Source organism: Streptomyces sp. TG1A-8, assembly GCF_030499535.1.
Taxonomy (GTDB): Bacteria; Actinomycetota; Actinomycetes; order Streptomycetales; family Streptomycetaceae; genus Streptomyces.
In genome coordinates this window covers 5753905-5772317 of the sequence record NZ_JASTLB010000001.1, presented here as the reverse complement: position 1 = coordinate 5772317, position 18413 = coordinate 5753905, and the positions used below count along the sequence as shown (strand labels likewise).

General features: G+C 73.6%; 16 protein-coding genes, 7 tRNA genes and 1 pseudogene. 11 read left to right on the top strand and 13 right to left on the bottom strand.

Annotated elements, in window-relative coordinates; genetic code table 11:
- Nucleotides 1–69 precede the first annotated feature (69 nt).
- On the top strand, nt 70–2271 hold the full coding sequence (locus QQY24_RS25470; RefSeq protein WP_301975045.1) for an elongation factor G-like protein EF-G2: 2202 nt from the start codon (nt 70–72) through the stop codon (nt 2269–2271).
- A gap of 227 nt (nt 2272–2498) precedes the next feature.
- Nucleotides 2499–4145: a hypothetical protein gene (locus tag QQY24_RS25465; RefSeq protein ID WP_301975044.1), complete on the top strand. Its 1647-nt coding sequence runs from the start codon at nt 2499–2501 to the stop codon at nt 4143–4145.
- A 142-nt stretch (nt 4146–4287) separates the two neighbouring features.
- Here QQY24_RS25465 and QQY24_RS25460 read toward each other — a convergent pair whose 3' ends face one another.
- Both QQY24_RS25460 and thrS read right to left on the bottom strand, forming a co-directional pair.
- On the bottom strand, nt 4288–4851 hold the full coding sequence (locus QQY24_RS25460; protein WP_301975043.1) for an HIT domain-containing protein: 564 nt from the start codon (nt 4849–4851) through the stop codon (nt 4288–4290).
- A gap of 335 nt (nt 4852–5186) precedes the next feature.
- Nucleotides 5187–7163 carry a threonine--tRNA ligase gene (thrS, locus tag QQY24_RS25455; RefSeq protein ID WP_301975042.1) on the bottom strand — a complete coding sequence of 659 codons (1977 nt, stop codon included), beginning with the start codon at nt 7161–7163 and terminating at the stop codon, nt 5187–5189.
- A 396-nt stretch (nt 7164–7559) separates the two neighbouring features.
- On the opposite strand from thrS, the gene QQY24_RS25450 reads away from it, so the two are divergent.
- The gene (locus tag QQY24_RS25450; protein ID WP_301975041.1) at nt 7560–8285 is read left to right on the top strand and encodes a 3'-5' exonuclease; all 726 of its coding nucleotides are present in this window, start codon (nt 7560–7562) and stop codon (nt 8283–8285) included.
- A gap of 81 nt (nt 8286–8366) precedes the next feature.
- Here the strand turns inward: QQY24_RS25450 and QQY24_RS25445 are convergent.
- From QQY24_RS25445 to QQY24_RS25430, 4 genes are all read right to left on the bottom strand, one after another.
- Nucleotides 8367–8438: transfer RNA gene (locus QQY24_RS25445), tRNA-Val, on the bottom strand.
- A 39-nt stretch (nt 8439–8477) separates the two neighbouring features.
- Complete coding sequence (locus QQY24_RS25440) at nt 8478–8924, bottom strand: SRPBCC family protein (protein WP_301975040.1); 447 nt, start codon at nt 8922–8924, stop codon at nt 8478–8480.
- Between the two features lie 766 nt (nt 8925–9690).
- Nucleotides 9691–9762 (bottom strand) — tRNA-Val (locus QQY24_RS25435).
- An 84-nt stretch (nt 9763–9846) separates the two neighbouring features.
- On the bottom strand, nt 9847–10299 hold the full coding sequence (locus QQY24_RS25430) for a TIGR02611 family protein (RefSeq protein ID WP_301975039.1): 453 nt from the start codon (nt 10297–10299) through the stop codon (nt 9847–9849).
- Nucleotides 10300–10488: 189 nt separating this feature from the next.
- Here QQY24_RS25430 and QQY24_RS25425 point away from each other — a divergent pair, with 189 nt between their 5' ends.
- Entirely contained in the window at nt 10489–10902 is a 414-nt protein-coding gene (locus QQY24_RS25425) for an SsgA family sporulation/cell division regulator (RefSeq protein WP_004002642.1), read from the top strand.
- A gap of 293 nt (nt 10903–11195) precedes the next feature.
- Nucleotides 11196–11756: a CGNR zinc finger domain-containing protein gene (locus QQY24_RS25420; RefSeq protein ID WP_301975038.1), complete on the top strand. Its 561-nt coding sequence runs from the start codon at nt 11196–11198 to the stop codon at nt 11754–11756.
- 87 nt (nt 11757–11843) lie between these two features.
- Here the strand turns inward: QQY24_RS25420 and QQY24_RS25415 are convergent, their stop codons facing one another.
- Together QQY24_RS25415 and QQY24_RS25410 are read right to left on the bottom strand one after the other, a co-directional pair.
- Nucleotides 11844–12197, bottom strand: a complete 354-nt coding sequence (locus tag QQY24_RS25415) for a hypothetical protein (RefSeq protein ID WP_301976428.1) — start codon at nt 12195–12197, stop codon at nt 11844–11846.
- Nucleotides 12198–12258: 61 nt separating this feature from the next.
- Nucleotides 12259–12699, bottom strand: a complete 441-nt coding sequence (locus tag QQY24_RS25410; RefSeq protein ID WP_301976357.1) for a hypothetical protein — start codon at nt 12697–12699, stop codon at nt 12259–12261.
- Between the two features lie 308 nt (nt 12700–13007).
- On the opposite strand from QQY24_RS25410, the gene QQY24_RS25405 reads away from it, so the two are divergent.
- Nucleotides 13008–13529, top strand: a complete 522-nt coding sequence (locus tag QQY24_RS25405; RefSeq protein WP_301975037.1) for a DsbA family protein — start codon at nt 13008–13010, stop codon at nt 13527–13529.
- A gap of 12 nt (nt 13530–13541) precedes the next feature.
- On the opposite strand, the pseudogene QQY24_RS25400 reads toward QQY24_RS25405, so the two are convergent.
- From QQY24_RS25400 to QQY24_RS25390, 3 genes and pseudogenes are all read right to left on the bottom strand, one after another.
- Nucleotides 13542–14365, bottom strand: a pseudogene (locus QQY24_RS25400) (GNAT family N-acetyltransferase).
- A gap of 48 nt (nt 14366–14413) precedes the next feature.
- Nucleotides 14414–15235 carry an aminotransferase class IV gene (locus QQY24_RS25395; protein ID WP_301975036.1) on the bottom strand — a complete coding sequence of 274 codons (822 nt, stop codon included), beginning with the start codon at nt 15233–15235 and terminating at the stop codon, nt 14414–14416.
- A complete protein-coding gene (locus QQY24_RS25390; RefSeq protein ID WP_301975035.1) occupies nt 15232–16323 on the bottom strand; it encodes a chorismate-binding protein in 1092 nt (363 codons plus the stop codon). The genes QQY24_RS25395 and QQY24_RS25390 overlap by 4 nt, the downstream gene beginning before the upstream one ends.
- A 179-nt stretch (nt 16324–16502) precedes the next feature.
- Here QQY24_RS25390 and QQY24_RS25385 point away from each other — a divergent pair.
- From QQY24_RS25385 to QQY24_RS25365, 5 genes are all read left to right on the top strand, one after another.
- Nucleotides 16503–16575, top strand: a tRNA-Gly gene (locus QQY24_RS25385).
- A 37-nt stretch (nt 16576–16612) separates the two neighbouring features.
- Nucleotides 16613–16686, top strand: a tRNA-Cys gene (locus tag QQY24_RS25380).
- Between the two features lies 1 nt (nt 16687).
- A tRNA-Val gene (locus QQY24_RS25375) sits at nt 16688–16759 on the top strand.
- A 19-nt stretch (nt 16760–16778) separates the two neighbouring features.
- A tRNA-Val gene (locus tag QQY24_RS25370) sits at nt 16779–16850 on the top strand.
- A gap of 34 nt (nt 16851–16884) precedes the next feature.
- Nucleotides 16885–16956, top strand: a tRNA-Val gene (locus tag QQY24_RS25365).
- Between the two features lie 54 nt (nt 16957–17010).
- On the opposite strand, the gene QQY24_RS25360 is transcribed toward QQY24_RS25365, so the two are convergent.
- Together QQY24_RS25360 and QQY24_RS25355 are read right to left on the bottom strand one after the other, a co-directional pair.
- Nucleotides 17011–17298, bottom strand: a complete 288-nt coding sequence (locus QQY24_RS25360; RefSeq protein WP_301975034.1) for a zf-TFIIB domain-containing protein — start codon at nt 17296–17298, stop codon at nt 17011–17013.
- Between the two features lie 80 nt (nt 17299–17378).
- Nucleotides 17379–18335, bottom strand: coding sequence for a phosphotransferase family protein (locus QQY24_RS25355; protein ID WP_301975033.1), 957 nt, complete (start codon nt 18333–18335; stop codon nt 17379–17381).
- Nucleotides 18336–18413 lie beyond the last annotated feature (78 nt).

The window sequence follows — 18413 nt, the reverse complement described above, 5'->3', positions numbered from 1 at the left end:
GCCGCCAGTGCACGCGGGTCCCGCGTGTCCGCGCCCACAGTGACCTCACCGTGCACGGGAGGCAGGATCATGGGCGACAAACCACAGGCACACCACCCCGGGGCCGCCGGCAGGGCTCTGACGGCCGACCGGCCCGCCTCCGTACGGAACGTGGTGCTGGTCGGCCACTGCGGCTCCGGCAAGACGACTCTGGTGGAGGCCCTCGCGCTGACCGCGGGGGCGGTGAACCGGGCGGGCCGCGTGGAGGACGGCGGCACGGTCTCCGACTACGACGACATCGAGCACCGCCAGCAGCGCTCGGTACAGCTCTCGCTGGTGCCGGTCGAGTGGAACGGCATCAAGGTCAACCTCCTGGACACCCCCGGGTACGCCGACTTCGTCGGAGAGCTCAGGGCCGGTCTGCGCGCCGCGGACGCGGCCCTCTTCGTCGTCTCGGCCGCGGACGGGGTGGACGGCTCGACGAGGATGGTGTGGGAGGAGTGCCAGGCCGTCGGCATGCCCCGCGCCATCGTGATCACGCACCTGGAGGCGGCCCGCGCGGACTTCGAGGAGACGACCCGGGCGTGCGCCGAGGCCTTCGGCGCCGACGACCCCGACGCCGTCCTGCCGCTGTACCTGCCGCTGCGCGGCCCGGAGGGCCCCGACGGGCACGCACCCGTGACGGGGCTGATCGGACTGCTGTCGCAGCAGGTGTTCGACTACTCGACCGGGGAGCGCAAGGAGTCCCGGCCCGGCGAGGACGGGCTGCCGGACGTCGGGCGGGCCCGCGACCGGCTCATCGAGGGGATCATCGCCGAGAGCGAGGACGAGACCCTGATGGACCGCTACCTGGACGGTGAGCGGGTGGACGTCGGGACGCTGGTCGACGGCTTGGAGCGGGCCGTGGCGCGCGGCACGTTCTTCCCCGTGCTGGCCGCCGCGCCCGCCACCGGGACCGCCCGGCAGGGACTCGGCACCGTCGAGCTGCTGGAACTGGTCACCGGCGGGTTCCCGACCCCGTTCGAACACGCCCTGCCGGGGGTGACCACGGTCGACGGCGCGCCGCGCGAGCTGAAGCCGTGCGACACGGACGGCCCGCTGGCCGCCGAGGTCGTCAAGACGGCTTCCGACCCCTACGTCGGCCGCGTCTGCCTGGTCCGCGTGTTCTCCGGCACCCTGCGCCCCGACCAGGCGGTGCACGTCTCCGGGCACGGCCTGGCCGACCGCGGCCACGAGGACCACGACGTCGACGAGAGGACCGGCGCCCTGTCCATGCCCTTCGGCAAGCAGCAGCGCCCCGTGCCGTACGCCGTCGCGGGCGACCTGGTGTGCGTGGCCAGGCTCGGCCGTGCCGAGACCGGGGACACCCTGTCGGCCAAGGACGACCCGCTCCTGGTGGAGCCCTGGCGGATGCCCGACCCGCTGCTGCCGCTCGCCGTCCAGGCGCACGGCAAGGCGGACGAGGACAAGCTCTCGCAGGGGCTGGCCCGGCTGGTCGCCGAGGACCCCACCATGCGTCTGGAACAGAACCCGGACACCCACCAGGTGGTCCTGTGGTGCCTGGGCGAGGCCCACGCGGACGTGGCCCTGGAGCGGCTGCGCAGCCGGTACGGCGTCCAGGTCGACGTCGTCCCGCACCGGGTCCGCCTGTGCGAGACGTTCGCGGCGAAGGCCACCGGGCGCGGCCGGCACGTCAAGCAGTCCGGCGGGCACGGGCAGTACGCCGTCTGCGAGATCGAGGTGGAGCCGCTGCCGGGCGGCTCGGGCATCGAGTTCGTGGACAAGGTGGTCGGCGGTGCCGTGCCCCGGCAGTTCGTCCCGTCCGTGGAGAAGGGCGTGCGCGCCCAGGCAGCCAAGGGGGTCGCGGCCGGGCACCCGCTCGTGGACGTGCGGATCACGCTGCTGGACGGCAAGGCGCACTCGGTGGACTCCTCCGACGCCGCCTTCCAGACGGCGGGCGCGCTGGCCCTGCGCGAGGCCGCCGCCGGGGCGCGGATCCACCTGCTGGAGCCGGTGGCCGAGGTGACGGTGCTGGTCGCCGACGACTACGTGGGCGCGGTGATGAGCGACCTGTCGGGCCGGCGCGGCCGGGTGCTGGGCACCGAGCAGGTGGGGTCGGGGCGGACCCTGGTCCGCGCGGAGGTCCCGGAGTTCGAGATCGGCCGGTACGCGATCGACCTGCGCTCCCTGTCGCACGGCACGGCCCGCTTCGACCGCGCCTACGCGCGGCACGAGCCGATGCCGCCGCAGGTCGCCCAGCGGATCCGCGAACACGCGGGCGCCGCCGTTTGAGTGCGCGCCCGCGGTGCGCGACCCGTCCGCCTGCCGAACCGGCGGACGGGTTCCGCCGTCCGCCGACGGAGCGCCGGTGGGTGCGGATACGCTGATCACCCGATCACGTCGTGCTCGCGCCGGGCCCATCACCGCGCGGTGTCCGGCACGTCGGTCGGCCCAACAGGTGTGCGGGGCGGGGAAGTCGGGAAAGCCGCAGGAGCAGGACAGTGGCGATAGGGGCGGGAATGTCGGTGGGAACGGAGTGGGACGGGCCACAGGTGCCCGTCTCCGGCGACGAGGGCCAGGCGGCGACCTTCGCGCTCGCCTCTGCGGCCTACCGGGACAGCCCGGTCGAGGAGATCAAGAAGGCCGACAACGATCTGCACCAGTCGACCGTCAAGGCGGGCCGGCTCCCCATGCTCAAGCCCAATCTGGGCGAGGCCTTCTCGCGGGCGGTCGTGGACCGCATGCTCGCGCCCGGCCGCAAGCCGCTCATCCAGTCCTTCGGCGTCGAGCCCCGGATCGTGGTGGAGCACTGCCTGGCGGCCAACCACATCCGCCGGGACCGCGACAACCGGCTGTCCGCCGTCATGGTGGTGTGCGGGGTGCTCTTCCTGCCCGGACTGCTCGGCTGGCTGCTGGTCTTCCTGGTGCGCTCCTTCGTGGTCAGGCGGAACGCCAAGCGGGCCGGGGCGCTGGCCACGTCGCTGTTCCTCGGCGTGGCCCTGCTGGCCGGCCTCTTCCTGCTGAAGATGCCGTTCGGCGGCTTCTGGGGGTGGTACGCCCGTGCGTGCGTCGTCGCCCCGGTGGCGGGCTGGTACTGGGCGAAGCGGATCTGCGAGCGCACCGCGCAGGACCTGCGGGCGCGCTGGGACGGCCTGCTGTCGGGCACCAGCGTCGGGGCCAAGGTCCCGGAGGCGGTGCCGAACAGCCCCGGCCAGACCCCGGCCGAGGAGCTGCGCCAGTCGCTGGCCCGGCTGAGCGCCGAGCAGCTCTCCAACTCGGCCTTCTACGCCGGCCCCAAGGGCATCCTCGGCATGGGCACCCGCTGGGGCGCCTGGCACCTCGCCGAGGAGCTGGTGCCGGCCGACCCCACCCGGGAGATCCACCCCTTCCGCAGCTGGGACGTCATACGCGCGATCCACGACCAGCTGAGCCTGCTGGAGCGCGGCCCGCTGAACACCGGCGGCTTCCCCAAGCCGTCCGTACGGCACTGGATCGTCACCCCGGTCGGGGAGAACGCCACGGCGGTGTCCCGGCCGGAGGGCACCGACGTCGAGGCCTTCCAGGTCAAGCCGCACGCGGTGCAGGAGATCTGCAACAAGCAGCAGTTCGGCAGCGGTGACCGGCACTACCTGGGCGTGCAGTGGACCCTGTGGGACGGACAGCTCGTCCTCACCATGCTGATCACGGTGACCGTGCTGCACGAGACGCTGCGCATCGAGGTGACGGGACACGCCCTGGGGCCGGTGCACCCGATGTTCATGGGCAAGCCCTCGGCGCCGTCCAAGCAGGTCACCAAGAGCTTCAAGCCCTGGGAGAGCCGCACGGTGAAGCTGCCGCTGGTGCCGGCCGACGAGGTGGTGCGGCTGGCCGCGCGCGCCCCGCTGACCTGGTACCAGCCGGCGCTCAACTGGCTTGGCGGCTCGCTCGTGCTGCCCGAGCCGTTCGGTCTGCGGCACGCCTGGGCCGACCAGCCGTGGCGGCACCGCTTCATGGCCGACGACGCGCTGCGCGCGGCCACGCCGGTACTGCGGGTGGTGCACTCGGCCGCGATCAAGGTCCTGCGGGAGAACGGCGTGGACACCGAGAAGTTCGGCAGCCGCTCGTCGTTCCTCAGCGGGCAGGTGCAGGATCCGGCACCGCGCAAGGCCGACCTCTACGACGCGTAGGCCCGCGGCGGTTCGCCGCGGGGTTCGTACGGGCCCCGGGAGGGCGGGTCCTGGGGGACCCCGCCCCGGAACCCGCTCCGACCCCGGACGGGCCCGCTCCCCGGACACCGGACGGACCGGTGGGCCCCGGCCGGCGCGGCGCTCACCCGGCCGTCGGCCAGGCCTCCGCCAGCATCTTCCTGGTGTCGGCCAGGAGCTGCGGCAGCACCTTCGTGTGGCCGACCACCGGCATGAAGTTCGTGTCGCCGCCCCAGCGCGGGACGATGTGCTGGTGCAGGTGCGCGGCGATGCCCGCGCCGGCCACCGCGCCCTGGTTCATGCCGATGTTGAAGCCGTGGGCGCCCGAGGCGGTGCGCAGGGCGGTCATGGCCTGCTTGGTCAGCTCGGCCAGCTCGGCGGTCTCCGGCCCGGTCAGACCGGTGTAGTCGGCCACGTGCCGGTACGGCACGGTCATCAGGTGGCCGCCGTTGTACGGGTAGAGGTTCAGGACCGCGTAGACGTGTTCGCCGCGGCGCACGACCAGGCCGTCCTCGTCGGACTTGGCCGGGATCGAACAGAAGGGGCAGCCGTCGTCGGACCCCGGGCCGCTCGGCTTGTTCTCGCCCTGGATGTAGGCCATCCGGTGGGGCGTCCACAGGCGCTGGAACGCGTCCTGCGTCCCCACTCCGATCTGCTGCTCCGGCTCACTCGTCATGTCAGGCAGCATATGGCTTCGCCTGTTCGCGGCGTGTCGCCGGGGCGGCCGGAAGACGTCCACCGGCCAAGCTTGGCCGGTGGACGACGACCGCGTGCGGCGCCGGCAAGCGGGAGCGCGCGGCCCCGCACGCCCCGGTCCGCGCCTTCGGCGGCCCGGTGCGGTGGGCGTGCACGACACCGGCGGCCGTCGGGTGCGGCGACGTGGCGCCGGGCCGCCGGGCCGGACGGTCACCGCGGGGCTGATGGCGTGCGGTGTCGCCCTGCTCGGCGCGGCCACGGGTCGCTCCCGTCGCTGGTGCTGCGGCGGTTCGCGCGCGGCGACGAGTACAGGGGTACGGGGAGGGGTCAGACCTGCGCCCGCTCCGCGACGACCTTCGCGATCTTGGCGATGGCCTCGTCGAACGGGATGCCGTTCTCCTGGGAGCCGTCGCGGTAGCGGAAGGACACCGAGCCGTTCGACATGTCCTCGTCGCCCGCGATGACCATGAAGGGCACCTTCTGCTTCTGGGCGTTGCGGATCTTCTTCTGCATGCGGTCCGAGGAGGAGTCGACCTCGACGCGCAGCCCCTGCTTCCTGGCCGCCGTCGCGAACTTCTCCAGGTACCCGACGTGCGCGTCGCCGATCGGGATGCCGATCGCCTGCACGGGGGCCAGCCAGGCCGGGAAGGCGCCCGCGTAGTGCTCCAGGAGCACCGCGAAGAACCGCTCGATGGAGCCGAAGAGCGCACGGTGGATCATGACCGGACGCTGCTTGGAGCCGTCGGGGCCGGTGTACTCCAGGTCGAAGCGCTCGGGCAGGTTGAAGTCGAGCTGGATGGTCGACATCTGCCAGGTCCGGCCGATCGCGTCCTTGGCCTGGACGGAGATCTTCGGGCCGTAGAAGGCGGCGCCGCCCGGGTCGGGCACCAGGGGCAGGCCCTGCTTCTCGGCGACCTGGCGCAGCGTCTCGGTGGCCTCCTCCCAGGCCTCGTCGGAGCCGACGAACTTCTCCGGGTCCTTGGTGGACAGCTCCAGGTAGAAGTCGGTCAGGCCGTAGTCGCGCAGCAGGCCCAGGACGAAGGTGAGCGTCCTGTCCAGCTCCTCGGACATCTGCTCGCGGGTGCAGTAGATGTGCGCGTCGTCCTGGGTGAAGCCGCGGGCGCGGGTCAGGCCGTGCACCACGCCCGACTTCTCGTACCGGTACACGGTCCCGAACTCGAACAGGCGCAGCGGCAGCTCGCGGTAGGAGCGGCCGCGCGCGTCGAAGATCAGGTTGTGCATCGGGCAGTTCATGGGCTTGAGGTAGTAGTCCACGCCCTCGTCGAGCTGCATGGGCGGGTACATGCCGTCGGCGTACCAGTCCAGGTGGCCCGAGGTCTCGAAGAGCTTCCCCTTCGTCGCGTGCGGGGTGTAGACGAACTCGTAGCCCTCCTCCTCGTGGCGGCGCCGCGAGTAGTCCTCCATGGTCCGGCGGACGATGCCGCCCTTGGGGTGGAAGACGGCGAGGCCGGAGCCGATCTGCTCCGGGACGGAGAACAGGTCCAGCTCGCTGCCGAGCTTGCGGTGGTCGCGCTTCTCGGCCTCGGCGAGGAAGTCGAGGTGCGCCTTCAGCTCGTCCTTGGAGGGCCAGGCGGTGCCGTAGATGCGCTGGAGCATCGGGTTCTTCTCGCTGCCGCGCCAGTAGGCGGCCGCGTTGCGCATCAGCTTGAACGCGGGGATCAGGCGGGTCGAGGGCAGGTGCGGACCCCGGCAGAGGTCCTTCCAGCACAGCTCGCCGGTCCTGGCGTCCAGGTTGTCGTAGATCGTCAGCTCGCCGGCGCCGACCTCGACGTCCGCGCCGTCGTCGCTGGAGGCCGAGCCCTTGAGGCCGATCAGCTCCAGCTTGTACGGCTCGTCCGCCAGCTCCTCGCGGGCGGCCTCGTCGGTGACCACGCGGCGCGAGAAGCGCTGGCCGCGCTTCTGGATCTCCTGCATCTTCTTCTCGATGGCCTTGAGATCCTCGGGGGTGAACGGCTTGTCGACGTCGAAGTCGTAGTAGAAGCCGTCCTTGACGGGCGGGCCGATGCCCAGCTTGGCCTCGGGGAACAGTTCCTGCACGGCCTGCGCCATGACGTGCGCGGTGGAGTGGCGCAGGATGTTCAGGCCGTCCTCGGAGGAGATCCCGACGCCCTCGACCTCGTCGCCGTCGGCCAGCTCGTACGCGAGGTCCCTCAGCTCGCCGCCCACCCGCGCGGCGACGATCGAGCGCTCGCCCGCGAAGAGGTCGGCGGCCGTAGTGCCCGTCGTCACCACGCGTTCTTCCCGCTCGGAATCGCGTTGGATGATCACACGGACGTCTGACACCGGTCTCTCCTGCCTGAAGGTGGGTGCGGCGCCATACCAGGAGCGCACGCACAAGGATCGTACCGACCCGAGCGCGCCGACCGCGAAACGATTGTCCCCGGTCCGCCTCCCCGCCCGCCCGCACGCCTCCGGGGAGAAGCCGGGGCCCGTACGGGGGCTCCATCGGCCGGTCCCGTCCGGCGCCGTCCGCCCGGACGGGCGCGCCCCGGCGCCCTGGCCGGCGTGGCCGGCGGGCGGTCCCGCGAGCCGGGCGGTCTCCTGCCGCGCGCCGCTGAACTGCGAAGATCCGTACTTCCGTTGACTCCTTCCGGCGTACGGCGCAAACAGCCCGGGTATCACCGAACGGGCAGAAGACGGACGTCGTCTGCCGTGGGTGAGCGAGGGGTTGGGGTGGGCATGACGTGCTGGTACGAAGGGCCGCTCGCGGCCTTCGACACGGAGACGACGGGCGTGGACGTCGAGACCGACCGGATCGTGTCGGCCGCCGTCGTCGTCCAGGACGCGGCGGGCACCCGGCCCCGGGTCACCCGCTGGCTGGTGAACCCGGGCGTGCCGGTGCCCGGGGCGGCGACGGCGGTGCACGGGCTGACGGAGGAGCAGCTGCAGCACGACGGCCGCTGGCCTGCGCCGGTGATGTACGAGATAGCCGAGCAGCTGGTCGAGCACGCGGCGCTGGGACGTCCGCTGGTGGTGATGAACGCGCCGTTCGATCTCACGCTGCTGGACCGGGAGTTGCGGCGGCACCGCGCCTCCTCGCTCGGCCGCCGGTTCGAGACGGTGCCGCTGCGGGTGCTGGATCCGCGGGTGCTGGACAGGCACCTGGACCGCTACCGCAAGGGCCGCCGCACCCTGACCGACCTGTGCGCGCACTACGAGGTGCCCCTGGAGGCGGCGCACGACGCGGCGGCGGACGCGCTGGCCGCGCTGGAGGTCGTACGCGCGCTGGGCCGCCGCTACGCGGCCCGCCTGGAGCGGCTGTCCCCGGCCGAGCTGCACACGCTGCAGGCCGCTTGGCACGCGGCGCAGGCACGGGGGCTCCAGGCGTGGTTCGCGCGCGGCGGCACGGAGGAGACGGTCAGCACGGACTGGCCGCTGCGCCCGGAGCTGCCGACGGCCGCGTGAGGACGGGACGGACCGGGTCCCGGACGTCCCCGCGGGAACGCGAAGAGCCGGTCCGCTGCCTGCGGACCGGCTCTCTCCCGGTGGGCGATACTGGGTTCGAACCAGTGACCTCTTCGGTGTGAACGAAGCGCTCTCCCACTGAGCTAATCGCCCGGGAACGCAGTGAACCATACAGGTCCCGGCAGGGTTACTTCAAACCGCTTCGAGGTGCCGCAGCAGCCCGCGCCGCCCGGCGTCCATCATCAGCCGGTGGTTGGCGAGGAAGAGGGGCCGCCCCGGCACGGCCAGCTTCCTGAGCAGGGGCTTGGTGACGTCGACGACCTGGTCGTAACGGGCCAGCGCACCGGGTCCGCCGGCGCTCACCGTCCAGCGGGCCCAGCCCTCGATGTCGCCGGACAGGGCGGCCTCCAGGATGCCGGTGGCCGGGTCCCGGCGCGTCTGGCGGGCGGTGAAGGTCATGGCGTAGGGCAGCACGGAGCGGATGGCGAGGACGCCGCTGGAGTCGTCGAGCCGGGTCACCGTCCGCACCTGCGGCCACCAGCGGGGGTAGTCCTCGGGCCGTTCCAGCGCGGCGTACACGGCGGCCGGCCGGACGGGCAGGGACCACAGGGTGCGGAAGCGGTAGTGGGTCCAGTCCATGGGCCGAGTCTGCCGGGCGGACGCCGACTCCGGGTGCGCGTGCCCGCGTGCCGCGCCATGGCGTGCGCCACACCCCGGGCGGGCCCGCCGCTCGCGCGAGGGCGGGGCGGCCCGGAACCGGCGGTGAACTCCCGGCCGCCCCGCCCCGGTGGGCGGTCGACGCGGCGGGCGGCGGGCGGCGAACGCGGCCGGGCACTCCGCAGGGGACGCCGAACCGCCCGGCGCCGCTCCCGCCCACCCGCACGGCTCCCGCACGGAAGTGATCCGGGCTCAGGTCGCCCGCCTCACCCCGGGAGTTGGGGCCGAACAATATTCCTCACTTGTCGTACTTCCTGAGAAATCCGACGGCACGGGGAATACATCCGGGGGATTTCCGCCGACGCTCCGCGACTGCGACTTCTCCCGAGGGGGTCAATACGTCCGAAAGTCGGCCTTGCTCCGATCTTCGAGTGCTTCTTCCCGAAGACCGGGGCCGACCGGTCGATCTTCTTCACCCACCCCTCGGCACCCCGTCGGGAGTGACGGAACGTCACCGCGCCGTCACCACGGCCCACCGCGCCACCGCCGGGGCCGCTCGCGGTTCGGCGGCGACGGGAACGAAAGGACGGGTGCGGGGAGGAGCGGGGCGGGTGCGGGCGGACCGGAGGACACCGGCCGGGACCGGGCGGGGGCCGCCCGGCCGGCCGACCGCGGGCGGAGGCCGGCGGGCAACCGGTGCAACGACCGCGGCCCACCTGCTCCTCGCAGGTGGGCCGCGGTTTCCGGGTGGGCGATACTGGGTTCGAACCAGTGACCTCTTCGGTGTGAACGAAGCGCTCTCCCACTGAGCTAATCGCCCGGGCGCAGGGAGAACATTACCCCATGTCAGCGGGTACCTCCGACCGGGGGCGGCGCCGCCCGGCGGCCGACCCCGGGACGCGCGTCACTGGCCTTCGATCTTCCAGGGCGCGACCATGCCGAACTTCCGCACGTAGATCCCGACCAGCACCCCGATGATCACCAGCCCGGTCACGGTCAGGGTGATGTTCCGGCGGCGCACCCTGGGGTCGAGGGCATGCCGGGCAGCCTCGGTGACCTTGCGCTTCGTCCAGCGCAGCACGAGCTGGGCCCAGACGAACTCGGTCGCCCAGATCGCCATGCCGCCGAAGATCACCACCCAGCCGGGTCCGGGCAGGGGCAGCATCACGACGCCCCCCGCCACCACCGCGAGACCCACCACGAAGACGCCGACCTGCCAGCTCAGGTGCAGCGCGCGGCGCGCCTTGACGAATTCCGGCGCCCGCGACCCGAGGCCCGCCCCGGGATCCTCGCCGTCCGCCCCGGTCCCGCCCGCCGTCCTGGCGGCCTCGTCCGGCCCGTCACTCCCCGTATTCATGCCCAAACCCTACCCGAGTGAATCCGATCACCGGAATGGTCGCAGACCCCGTCCGGCTTCTCCGCCGGAAGAGTTACGTAAACACACGCAAAACCCTCAGAGGGGTTTACAACGGCACCGTAGGTGGCATGTCGATTTCGCCGACGTGCGAATCCCCGAGCGCACACTGAGCGAAAGGCCCTGGCGCTTATGAACACCACGGTCAGCTGCGAGCTGCACCTGCGCCTCGTTGTGTCGAGCGAGTCCTCCCTGCCTGTCCCCGCAGGCCTGCGGTACGACACGGCCGACCCCTACGCCGTGCACGCCACCTTCCACACCGGAGCCGAGGAGACCGTCGAGTGGGTGTTCGCCCGCGACCTCCTCGCCGAGGGGCTGCACCGCCCCACCGGAACCGGCGACGTCCGCGTCTGGCCGTCACGCAGCCACGGCCAGGGCGTCGTGTGCATCGCCCTCAGCTCCCCGGAGGGGGAGGCCCTGCTGGAGGCCCCTGCACGGGCCCTGGAGTCCTTCCTGAAGCGGACCGACGCCGCCGTGCCGCCCGGCACGGAGCACCGGCACTTCGACCTGGATCAGGAGCTCTCGCACATCCTGGCGGAGAGCTAAGTCGCGGCCCCGCGAAACAGCCCGGCGCCGTCCACTCGGGGAGACGGCTCGGGCCGGGACGGCCGCCTACGGCACGGGCCGGCGCCATCACCGTGAGTCATCGCGGGACGGCGCCGGCCCGTGCGCGTGCGCGTTCCCCGGTCGGCGGGTGCGGAGCCCGGGAACCCGCAGGGGCACGCGGGCGTTCCACGCGTGAGCGGCGGGGCCGTCTCCCGATGCGGTGGGGGGAGTTGTCGCTACCATCGGCCAGCATCGGCGGGCGCCCGCCCGACCCCCAGGCCAGGGAGCGACACGTGCTGATCACCCACGACACCCGGTGCGCCCTCGACACCGTGGTGGATCTGGTGAACACCGCGCCGGAGGACGACGCGGCGCCGGACGGGCTGCCGGACGTGACGGCACTCGCCGATTTCGTGCGGGGCCACTCCATCAGCGATGTCGGGGTGCTGTCGGAGTCCGACCTGTCGGCCGTGCGCACGATCAGGGGGCGTTTCGCCGGGATCTTCGCGGCTCCGGACCCGCACTCCGCCGCACGGACGATCAACGAGCTGGTCGCGGCGGCCGGCACCACCCCGCGCCTGACGGATCACGACGGCTACGACTGGCACGTGCACTACTTCGCCCCCGGCGCCTCGGTGGCCGACCACCTCGCCGCCGACTGCGGGATGGCGCTCGCCTTCTTCGTCGTGGCCGGGGAGCGGGAACGCCTGCGGCGCTGCGAGGCGCCGGACTGCCGCCGCGCCTTCGTCGACCTCTCCCGCAACCGTTCGCGCCGCTACTGCGACAGCCGCACCTGCGGGAACCGCTTGCACGTGGCCGCCTACCGGGCGCGCCGCAAGGAGGCGGCGGGCTGAACCGAGGGTGCTCCGCGGACGCGCTCCGTGAGCGCGCTCGGGGCGACGCCGGTCCCGGCGGGTGACGCCGGGACGGACGTGTACGGCTCACAGCAACAGCAGATCGTGCAGCGCAGCCATGAGGAGCAGACACCCGATCACCGCCAGGAAGATCATCAGCGGTGGCTGGGAAAGGGCGAAGAGGCATCCGCGCGGCTTGTCCTTCGGCGGCGCGGCCTCGCTCTGTGACGTGTCCAGCATCTCGCGGCCGATGATGGCCCAGACGGCGCCCCGTCCGCGATCTCTGTACGCGTAAGTGCGGGATTTCACCGAATTCGCGCCGTTCCGTTCGAGTTGCTCCGTGGCGTGAACGGTTCCGGGCGCCGGGGGGCGTTCCGTGTCGTTTCGGCCCGCGGTGCCCGGCGTCCCGTCCGACACCCCGTCCGGCACGCCACTCGTCACCGGCCGGCGGGTGCCTCCGGTCCGCCTCCGCCGTCCGGCGGGCCCTGCCGGCCGGCGCCGGTCATATGCCGTGCTTCTTCAGGATGGCCTCGATGTCGCTGAAGTCGTCCGGGGAGCCGGTGGCGGACGGGGCGGCGGGGCGCGCCGCGGGGCGCGTGCCCGTGGCGAGGGAGGGTGCGGACGCCGCCGGGGCCACCGCACCGGTCCCGCCGCGGCGGGCCGCTCTGCGTTCCGCGCGGGTGCCGCCGCGCCGGCGCTCGACGGCGCGCGTGCCCGCGAAGAGCAGCCAGGCCGCGCCCAGCACGCCGAACCCCGCCCAGGCCGTGGGACTGAAGGCGGTGTCCGCGAGCCAGCCGACGATCCCGGTCATCACCAGGCCCACCGGCACCAGGGCGTAGGCCGTGACGCGGGCGGCCGGGAGGTAGCGCTTGCGGTAGGCCGTGACCACCGCGATGCCCAGGCCCGCCGCGGACACGGCGGAGCAGACGGTCTCGGCAATCATCCGGTCCTCCAGGCGGGCGCGGTCGGCGACGGGGTACGCGGGGCACGGCGGGGTGCCCTCCGTCCCCTCCATCCTGCACCGCCCGGTCCCCGCGATGCCATGCTCCGGCCCGACATCAGGGACATCTCCGGGTCTCCCCCTCCTGGAGCGCCGGACCGCGCGGACCGGACCGCACGCCCCCGGCCCGCCGCGCGACCCGGCCCGCCGGTGCGGTGGCCGCGCGGGGGCCGGGGAAGGGAGGCCGAGCGGGTGCGGGGGCCGAGCGGCCGGGATTGGGCCACCCGCCCCCGGCCTGGGAGACTGTCCGCATGAACGACTCCTCCCCCGCACGCGGCGAAGCCGTCGTCCTCGACGTGTGGTGCGAACTCCAGTGCCCCGACTGCCGCAGCGCCCTGGACGACGTGCGCGCCCTGCGCGCCCGCTACGGCGACCGGCTGGAACTGCGGCTGCGCCACTTCCCGCTGGACAAGCACAAGCACGCCTTCGCCGCCGCCCAGGCCGCCGAGGAGGCGCTGGAGCAGGGCAGGGGCTGGGCGTACGTGGAGGCCGTGCTGGAGCGGGTCGAGGAGCTGGACCGCCGGGGAGAACCCTTCCTGGTCGAGGTGGCCGGGGAGCTCGGCCTGGACGCCGAGGAGTTCGACACCGCGCTGATCGACGGACGGCACATCCTGATCGTCGACGCCGACCAGGCCGAGGGCAAGGCGATCGGCGTGAGCGGTACCCCGACGTACGTCATCGGCGGCGAGCGCCTCGACGGCGGCAGGAGCCAGGAGGGGCTGCGCGAGCGCGTCGAGGAGATCGCGGACCGGCTGCTGGCCGGACGGGCCTGACCCCGCGCCCGCCTACAGCAGGGGTTTGGCGAAGACGCGGTCCGTCGTCTCGTAGCCGAGTGATTCGTACAGGCGTTCGGCCGGAGTGTTGCCCGCGAACACGTTGAGGCCGAGGACGGGCCGGCCGGCGCCGACGGCCTGGCGCTCCGCCAGCAGCATGAGCGTGCGGCCGTGCCCCCGGCCGCGGTGGGCCGCGTCCGCCTCGACGTCGTAGACGAACGCCCTGCCGTCCTGCAGGGCGAGCCACAGGGTGCCCACCCGGTCGCCCTCGTGCTCCAGGACGCTGAACAGCATGCCCTCGGTCGCGAGGCCGTGCGGCAGCAGCCTTTCGTGGTCCTGGCGGGCCCTGGCCCGGGCCACGGCCTCGGGCACGCCCCGCTCGGTCCAGGCCCGTGCGTACTGCTCGGACTCGTACGCCTGCCAGGCGTCGAACTCGGCCGGGGCCATCGGCCGTGCGCCGCTGCCCGGGGGAGCTCGGGCGCGGTGCCGCCGAGGCGCTTCTCCATCCTCCGGTTGCGCAGGGTGTAGCCCAGGGCGCCGACGAGCCGCAGCGCGGCCTCCGCCCGGGCGGGGACCTCGGTCTCGATCTGGGCGCAGCCCCAGCCGCGGGCCACCTCCTCGGCGGCGAGCGCGGCCACCGTGCCGCGTCCGCGTCCCCGGTCGGCCTCGGCGATCCACAGGTCGAGGACGCGGGCCACCGAGGTGCCCAGGGACGGGGAGGTGGCCAGGCGTATCCCGCCGACGGGACGGCTATTGACGCACACCTGGTAGCGGCGCGAACGGGATCCGTCGGGATGCTGCTGCAGCGGCTCGGTCGGCCGCAGGGTCGTGGTCATCAGGGGTGTTCTACCCGTCCCGGGGCGCTGCGTCATCCCGGGACCGGCCTACGGGTCCAGGTCCTCCCCGGCCCGCTCCCCGAAGATCCGCATCGCCTTGGCCGTCACCGGTCCGGGAGCCTCCGGCAGGTCCCGGCCGTCGATCCGGTGCACGGCCTGCACGTCGCGCAGGGTGGAGGTGAGGAAGACCTCCTCGGCCCGCTCCAGGACGTCCAGCGGGAGGTCGCTCTCCTGCGCGCCGGTCCATTCGAGGACCAGGGCGCGGGTGATGCCCGGCAGGCAGCCGGAGGCGACCGGCGGGGTGTGGATCTCGCCGTCCAGGACGACGAAGACGTTCGACCCGGTGCCTTCGCAGAGCTGCCCGACCGTGTTGCCGAACAGCGCCTCGGAGGCGCCGTGCCGGTGGGCACGGGCGAGGGCGACGACGTTCTCGGCGTACGAGGTGGTCTTCAGGCCGGTCAGGGCGCCCCGCTCGTTGCGGGTCCACGGGACGGTGACCACGGCCGTGGAGTCGGGCCGGCGCGTGGTCTCGCCGAGGGCGACGACCAGGGTCGGGCCGTGGTCGCCGCGGTCGGAGCCGAGGGGGCCGGGGCCACCGGTGTAGGTGATCCGCAGGCGGCCGAGCGGCACCGGGTCGGCCTCCAGGACGGCCGAGCAGGCGCGGCGGACCTCGTCGTGGTCGGGGTCGGGCAGGCCGAGGCCCCGGGCCGAGCGGGTCAGCCGGTCGAGATGGCGGGTGAGCGCGAACGGCTCGCCGCCGACCGCCTTCACCGTTTCGAAAACGCCGTCGCCGACGATCAGCCCGTGATCGAGGACGGAGACGCGGGCGGTCTCGATGTCCCGCAGTCCGCCGTCGAGCCAGATCCTCATGCCAGTGCCCCTCCGCTTTCCCCGTACGCCGTCGAGTACGTCTGCTGCGCGTACGTCCCCGACGCTACCGCGAGCAGCCGGGACGCCTTCAGCTCGGTCTCCCGCCACTCCCCCTCGGGGTCGGATCCCCAGGTGATCCCGGCGCCGGTGCCGAAGCGCAGGGTCGCCGTGCCCGCCGGGGACCGGTCGATCCAGAAGGTGCGGATGCCGACGGCCAGCTCGCCGGTGCCCCGGTCGGCGTCCACCCAGCCGACCGCGCCGCAGTACGGGCCGCGCGGCGCGGCCTCCAGGGCCCCGATGATCCGCAGGGCGCTCGACTTGGGGGCGCCGGTCACCGAACCGGGCGGGAAGGCGGCGGCGAGCAGGTCCGGCCAGCCGGCGCCGGCGCGCAGGTCGCCGCGGACCGTGGAGACCAGGTGGACCAGGCCGGGGTGCTCCTCGACCGCGCACAGGTCGGGGACGGTGACACTGCCGGTGGCGCAGACGCGCCCGATGTCGTTGCGGACCAGGTCCACGATCATCACGTTCTCGGCGTGGTCCTTCTCCAGCAGGTCCGCCTCGGTGCGGCCGGTGCCCTTGATGGGGCCCGACTCGACGGTCCGGCCGGACCGGCGCAGGAAGAGTTCGGGCGAGGCGGTGGCGATCTCCACGCCGTGCTCCGGCAGGCGGATCGTGCCCGCGTACGGCGCCGGGTTGCCGCGGGCCAGCAGGGCGGTCAGGGCGTCCACGTCGGCGTCGGGGGCCACGGGCGCGCTCAGCACCCGGCAGAGGTTGGCCTGGTAGACCTCCCCGGCCGCGATGTGCTCGCGGATCCGCCGGACCGCCGCCGTGTACCCGGCGCGGTCGAGGGAGGAGGTCCAGTCGTCCGCCGCCGGGCCCCGCCAGCCGCCCGGCACCGGGGCGGGCACGGGCTCCTCGCGCACGTCCGCGAAGCGGGCGCAGGTCAGGCGGCCCTCGAAGTCGGCGCACACGGCCCAGAAGCCCGGGGACCCCAGGGCGGCGGGGTCGTCGGTGACGTCGAGGAGGCCGGTGGCGAGCCGGCCGCCGAAGCGGGCCAGGGCGGGGAGCCGGGACGGGAGGGAACGCACGGGGCCGAGTCTAGAACCGGTGTCCGAAAGTGGACCCCGCCGCGTCCCCCTCGGGCCGCTGACCACGCCGTCGGCCGGATGCAGCGCAGCACGCTGCGCAAACGCGTTTTTGTGCTGGCCGGGGAATCCGCTAGAGTTCAACACGTCGCCGGGACGCGCGAAGCGGACCGGACCGGCAGGCGGACGTAGCTCAGTTGGTAGAGCGCAACCTTGCCAAGGTTGAGGTCGCGAGTTCGAGCCTCGTCGTCCGCTCGCAGGAAGAGGGGGCGTCCCGATCCCCTACACTCCTGGTGGAGTGGCCGAGAGGCGAGGCAACGGCCTGCAAAGCCGTCTACACGGGTTCAAATCCCGTCTCCACCTCCAAGGACGATTAGCTCAGCGGGAGAGCGCTTCCCTGACACGGAAGAGGTCACTGGTTCAATCCCAGTATCGTCCACCGGTCCGCGAGGACCCCCGCGCGATTAGCTCAGCGGGAGAGCGCTTCCCTGACACGGAAGAGGTCACTGGTTCAATCCCAGTATCGCGCACGCAACGCCTGTGACCCGCGGGTCACGGTCCCGAGGACGATTAGCTCAGCGGGAGAGCGCTTCCCTGACACGGAAGAGGTCACTGGTTCAATCCCAGTATCGTCCACACCCCGAGGAGCCCCCGGCCGTCCCGTACGGCCGGGGGCTCCTTCGTGCGCTCTCAGCTGGAGAACAGCATGTGGCCGAAGCTCTTGTGGCGGTGGTGGCCGTAGTGGCCGCCGTGACCGCCGCCGTGCGGGGCGCCCCAGGCCGGGCCGGACGGGGCCGGGTACGCCTGCGGCGCGGCGGGCGGGGGCGGAGCGGGCTGGGACCACTGGGACTCCAGACGGGTCAGCGCCTCCAGCTCGCCGTAGTCGAGGAAGATGCCGCGGCAGCCGCTGCACTGCTCGATCTGGACGCCGTTGCGGTTGTAGGTGTGCATCGGCGCATGGCACTTCGGACACTGCATGGTCGGCTCAACTCCTCGCCTGTCGTTACTGCTTGGTGTTTCCCCGGGACAGACTCCGTCCGGCCCCGGTCGGTTGCACCCTACGCCGGGGATCGGCGCGGCGGCCGACCGGGCGGCGGAGCCATGCGGGCGCACGCGTCGACCAGGGCCTGTTCCACCTCGTCCAGCGCGCGGTCCGCGGCGAGCGCCCTGCCGACCGCGCGGGCCGCGCCCTGCACGGTGAGCGCGCGGGCGGGCACGTCCAGGGCCGGCCAGGGGTCGCCGTCGGCGGGGACGGCGGGGCCGCCGGCCGCGCGGTAGGCGGTCAGGAAGCGGGTCCACTCCTCGGGCGGGAGGAGGCCGCAGGCGTACCAGGCGGCGGGGCGGCCCAGGTCCCACGCCGGGACGCCCGTACCGAGGTCGTCGACGTCGATCAGCCGCCAGGGTCCGCCGGCGGCGGGGTGGCGGACGAGCTGGCCGAGGTGCAGGTCGCCGTGGCACAGGGCCGGGGGACCGGGCATGGGGGCCTCGGCGCGCGCCCAGGCCGGCAGGGCGGCCCAGGCCCGCAGGACGGGGGGCCCTGCCGGGTGGGGGGCGGGACCCAGGGCCGCGCGCAGCCGGGTCACGGCGGCTGCGGCCTTCCCGGGGCCGCGCATCGGGGGCAGCGGGCCGGGAGGGGGCGTGCGGTGCAGCCGGGCGAGGAGGGTGGCGGCGGCTTCCCAGGGGGCCGCGTCCGGGTCGTCGGGGTCCACCGGGCCGCCGTACGGCCAGAAGGTCACCAGCCGGTCGTGCAGGGGGGTGGGTACGGGGGCGAGCGGGGCCAGGAGGACGTCCGGGAGGCGGGCCGCCGTGGCGAGGCGGAGGGACAGCTCGGCGGGGACGGTACCGGGGGCGTGGGCCTTCGCGACGGTGCCGGCGTGGCGGACGACGGTGGCGTCGGGGCGGTCGGCCAGGACGCTGCCCCCGCAGGCGCAGGCGGCGGTGCCGGCTCCCGGGTGGGCGGCGGCCGTGAGCACCGCGGTCAGCGCGGGGAGCAGGGCGGGGGCGTCTGTGGTCACGGGGGCCTCGGGGTGGGTACGGCTGCGGGGCGCAGCCTACGGGAGCGGGGACGGCCCGTCGCACGGACGGCGCAATGC

What these genes read in the sequence shown, in the direction of transcription:
- QQY24_RS25430 (WP_301975039.1), bottom strand. Translation starts at nt 10,299, where the DNA reads ATGAATACGGGGAGTGACGGGCCGGACGAGGCCGCCAGGACGGCGGGC.
- QQY24_RS25465 (WP_301975044.1), top strand. Translation starts at nt 2,499, where the DNA reads ATGTCGGTGGGAACGGAGTGGGACGGGCCACAGGTGCCCGTCTCCGGC.
- QQY24_RS25425 (WP_004002642.1), top strand. Translation starts at nt 10,489, where the DNA reads ATGAACACCACGGTCAGCTGCGAGCTGCACCTGCGCCTCGTTGTGTCG.
- QQY24_RS25450 (WP_301975041.1), top strand. Translation starts at nt 7,560, where the DNA reads ATGACGTGCTGGTACGAAGGGCCGCTCGCGGCCTTCGACACGGAGACG.
- QQY24_RS25360 (WP_301975034.1), bottom strand. Translation starts at nt 17,298, where the DNA reads ATGCAGTGTCCGAAGTGCCATGCGCCGATGCACACCTACAACCGCAAC.
- QQY24_RS25460 (WP_301975043.1), bottom strand. Translation starts at nt 4,851, where the DNA reads ATGCTGCCTGACATGACGAGTGAGCCGGAGCAGCAGATCGGAGTGGGG.
- QQY24_RS25440 (WP_301975040.1), bottom strand. Translation starts at nt 8,924, where the DNA reads ATGGACTGGACCCACTACCGCTTCCGCACCCTGTGGTCCCTGCCCGTC.
- QQY24_RS25405 (WP_301975037.1), top strand. Translation starts at nt 13,008, where the DNA reads ATGAACGACTCCTCCCCCGCACGCGGCGAAGCCGTCGTCCTCGACGTG.
- QQY24_RS25395 (WP_301975036.1), bottom strand. Translation starts at nt 15,235, where the DNA reads ATGAGGATCTGGCTCGACGGCGGACTGCGGGACATCGAGACCGCCCGC.
- QQY24_RS25410 (WP_301976357.1), bottom strand. Translation starts at nt 12,699, where the DNA reads ATGATTGCCGAGACCGTCTGCTCCGCCGTGTCCGCGGCGGGCCTGGGC.
- QQY24_RS25470 (WP_301975045.1), top strand. Translation starts at nt 70, where the DNA reads ATGGGCGACAAACCACAGGCACACCACCCCGGGGCCGCCGGCAGGGCT.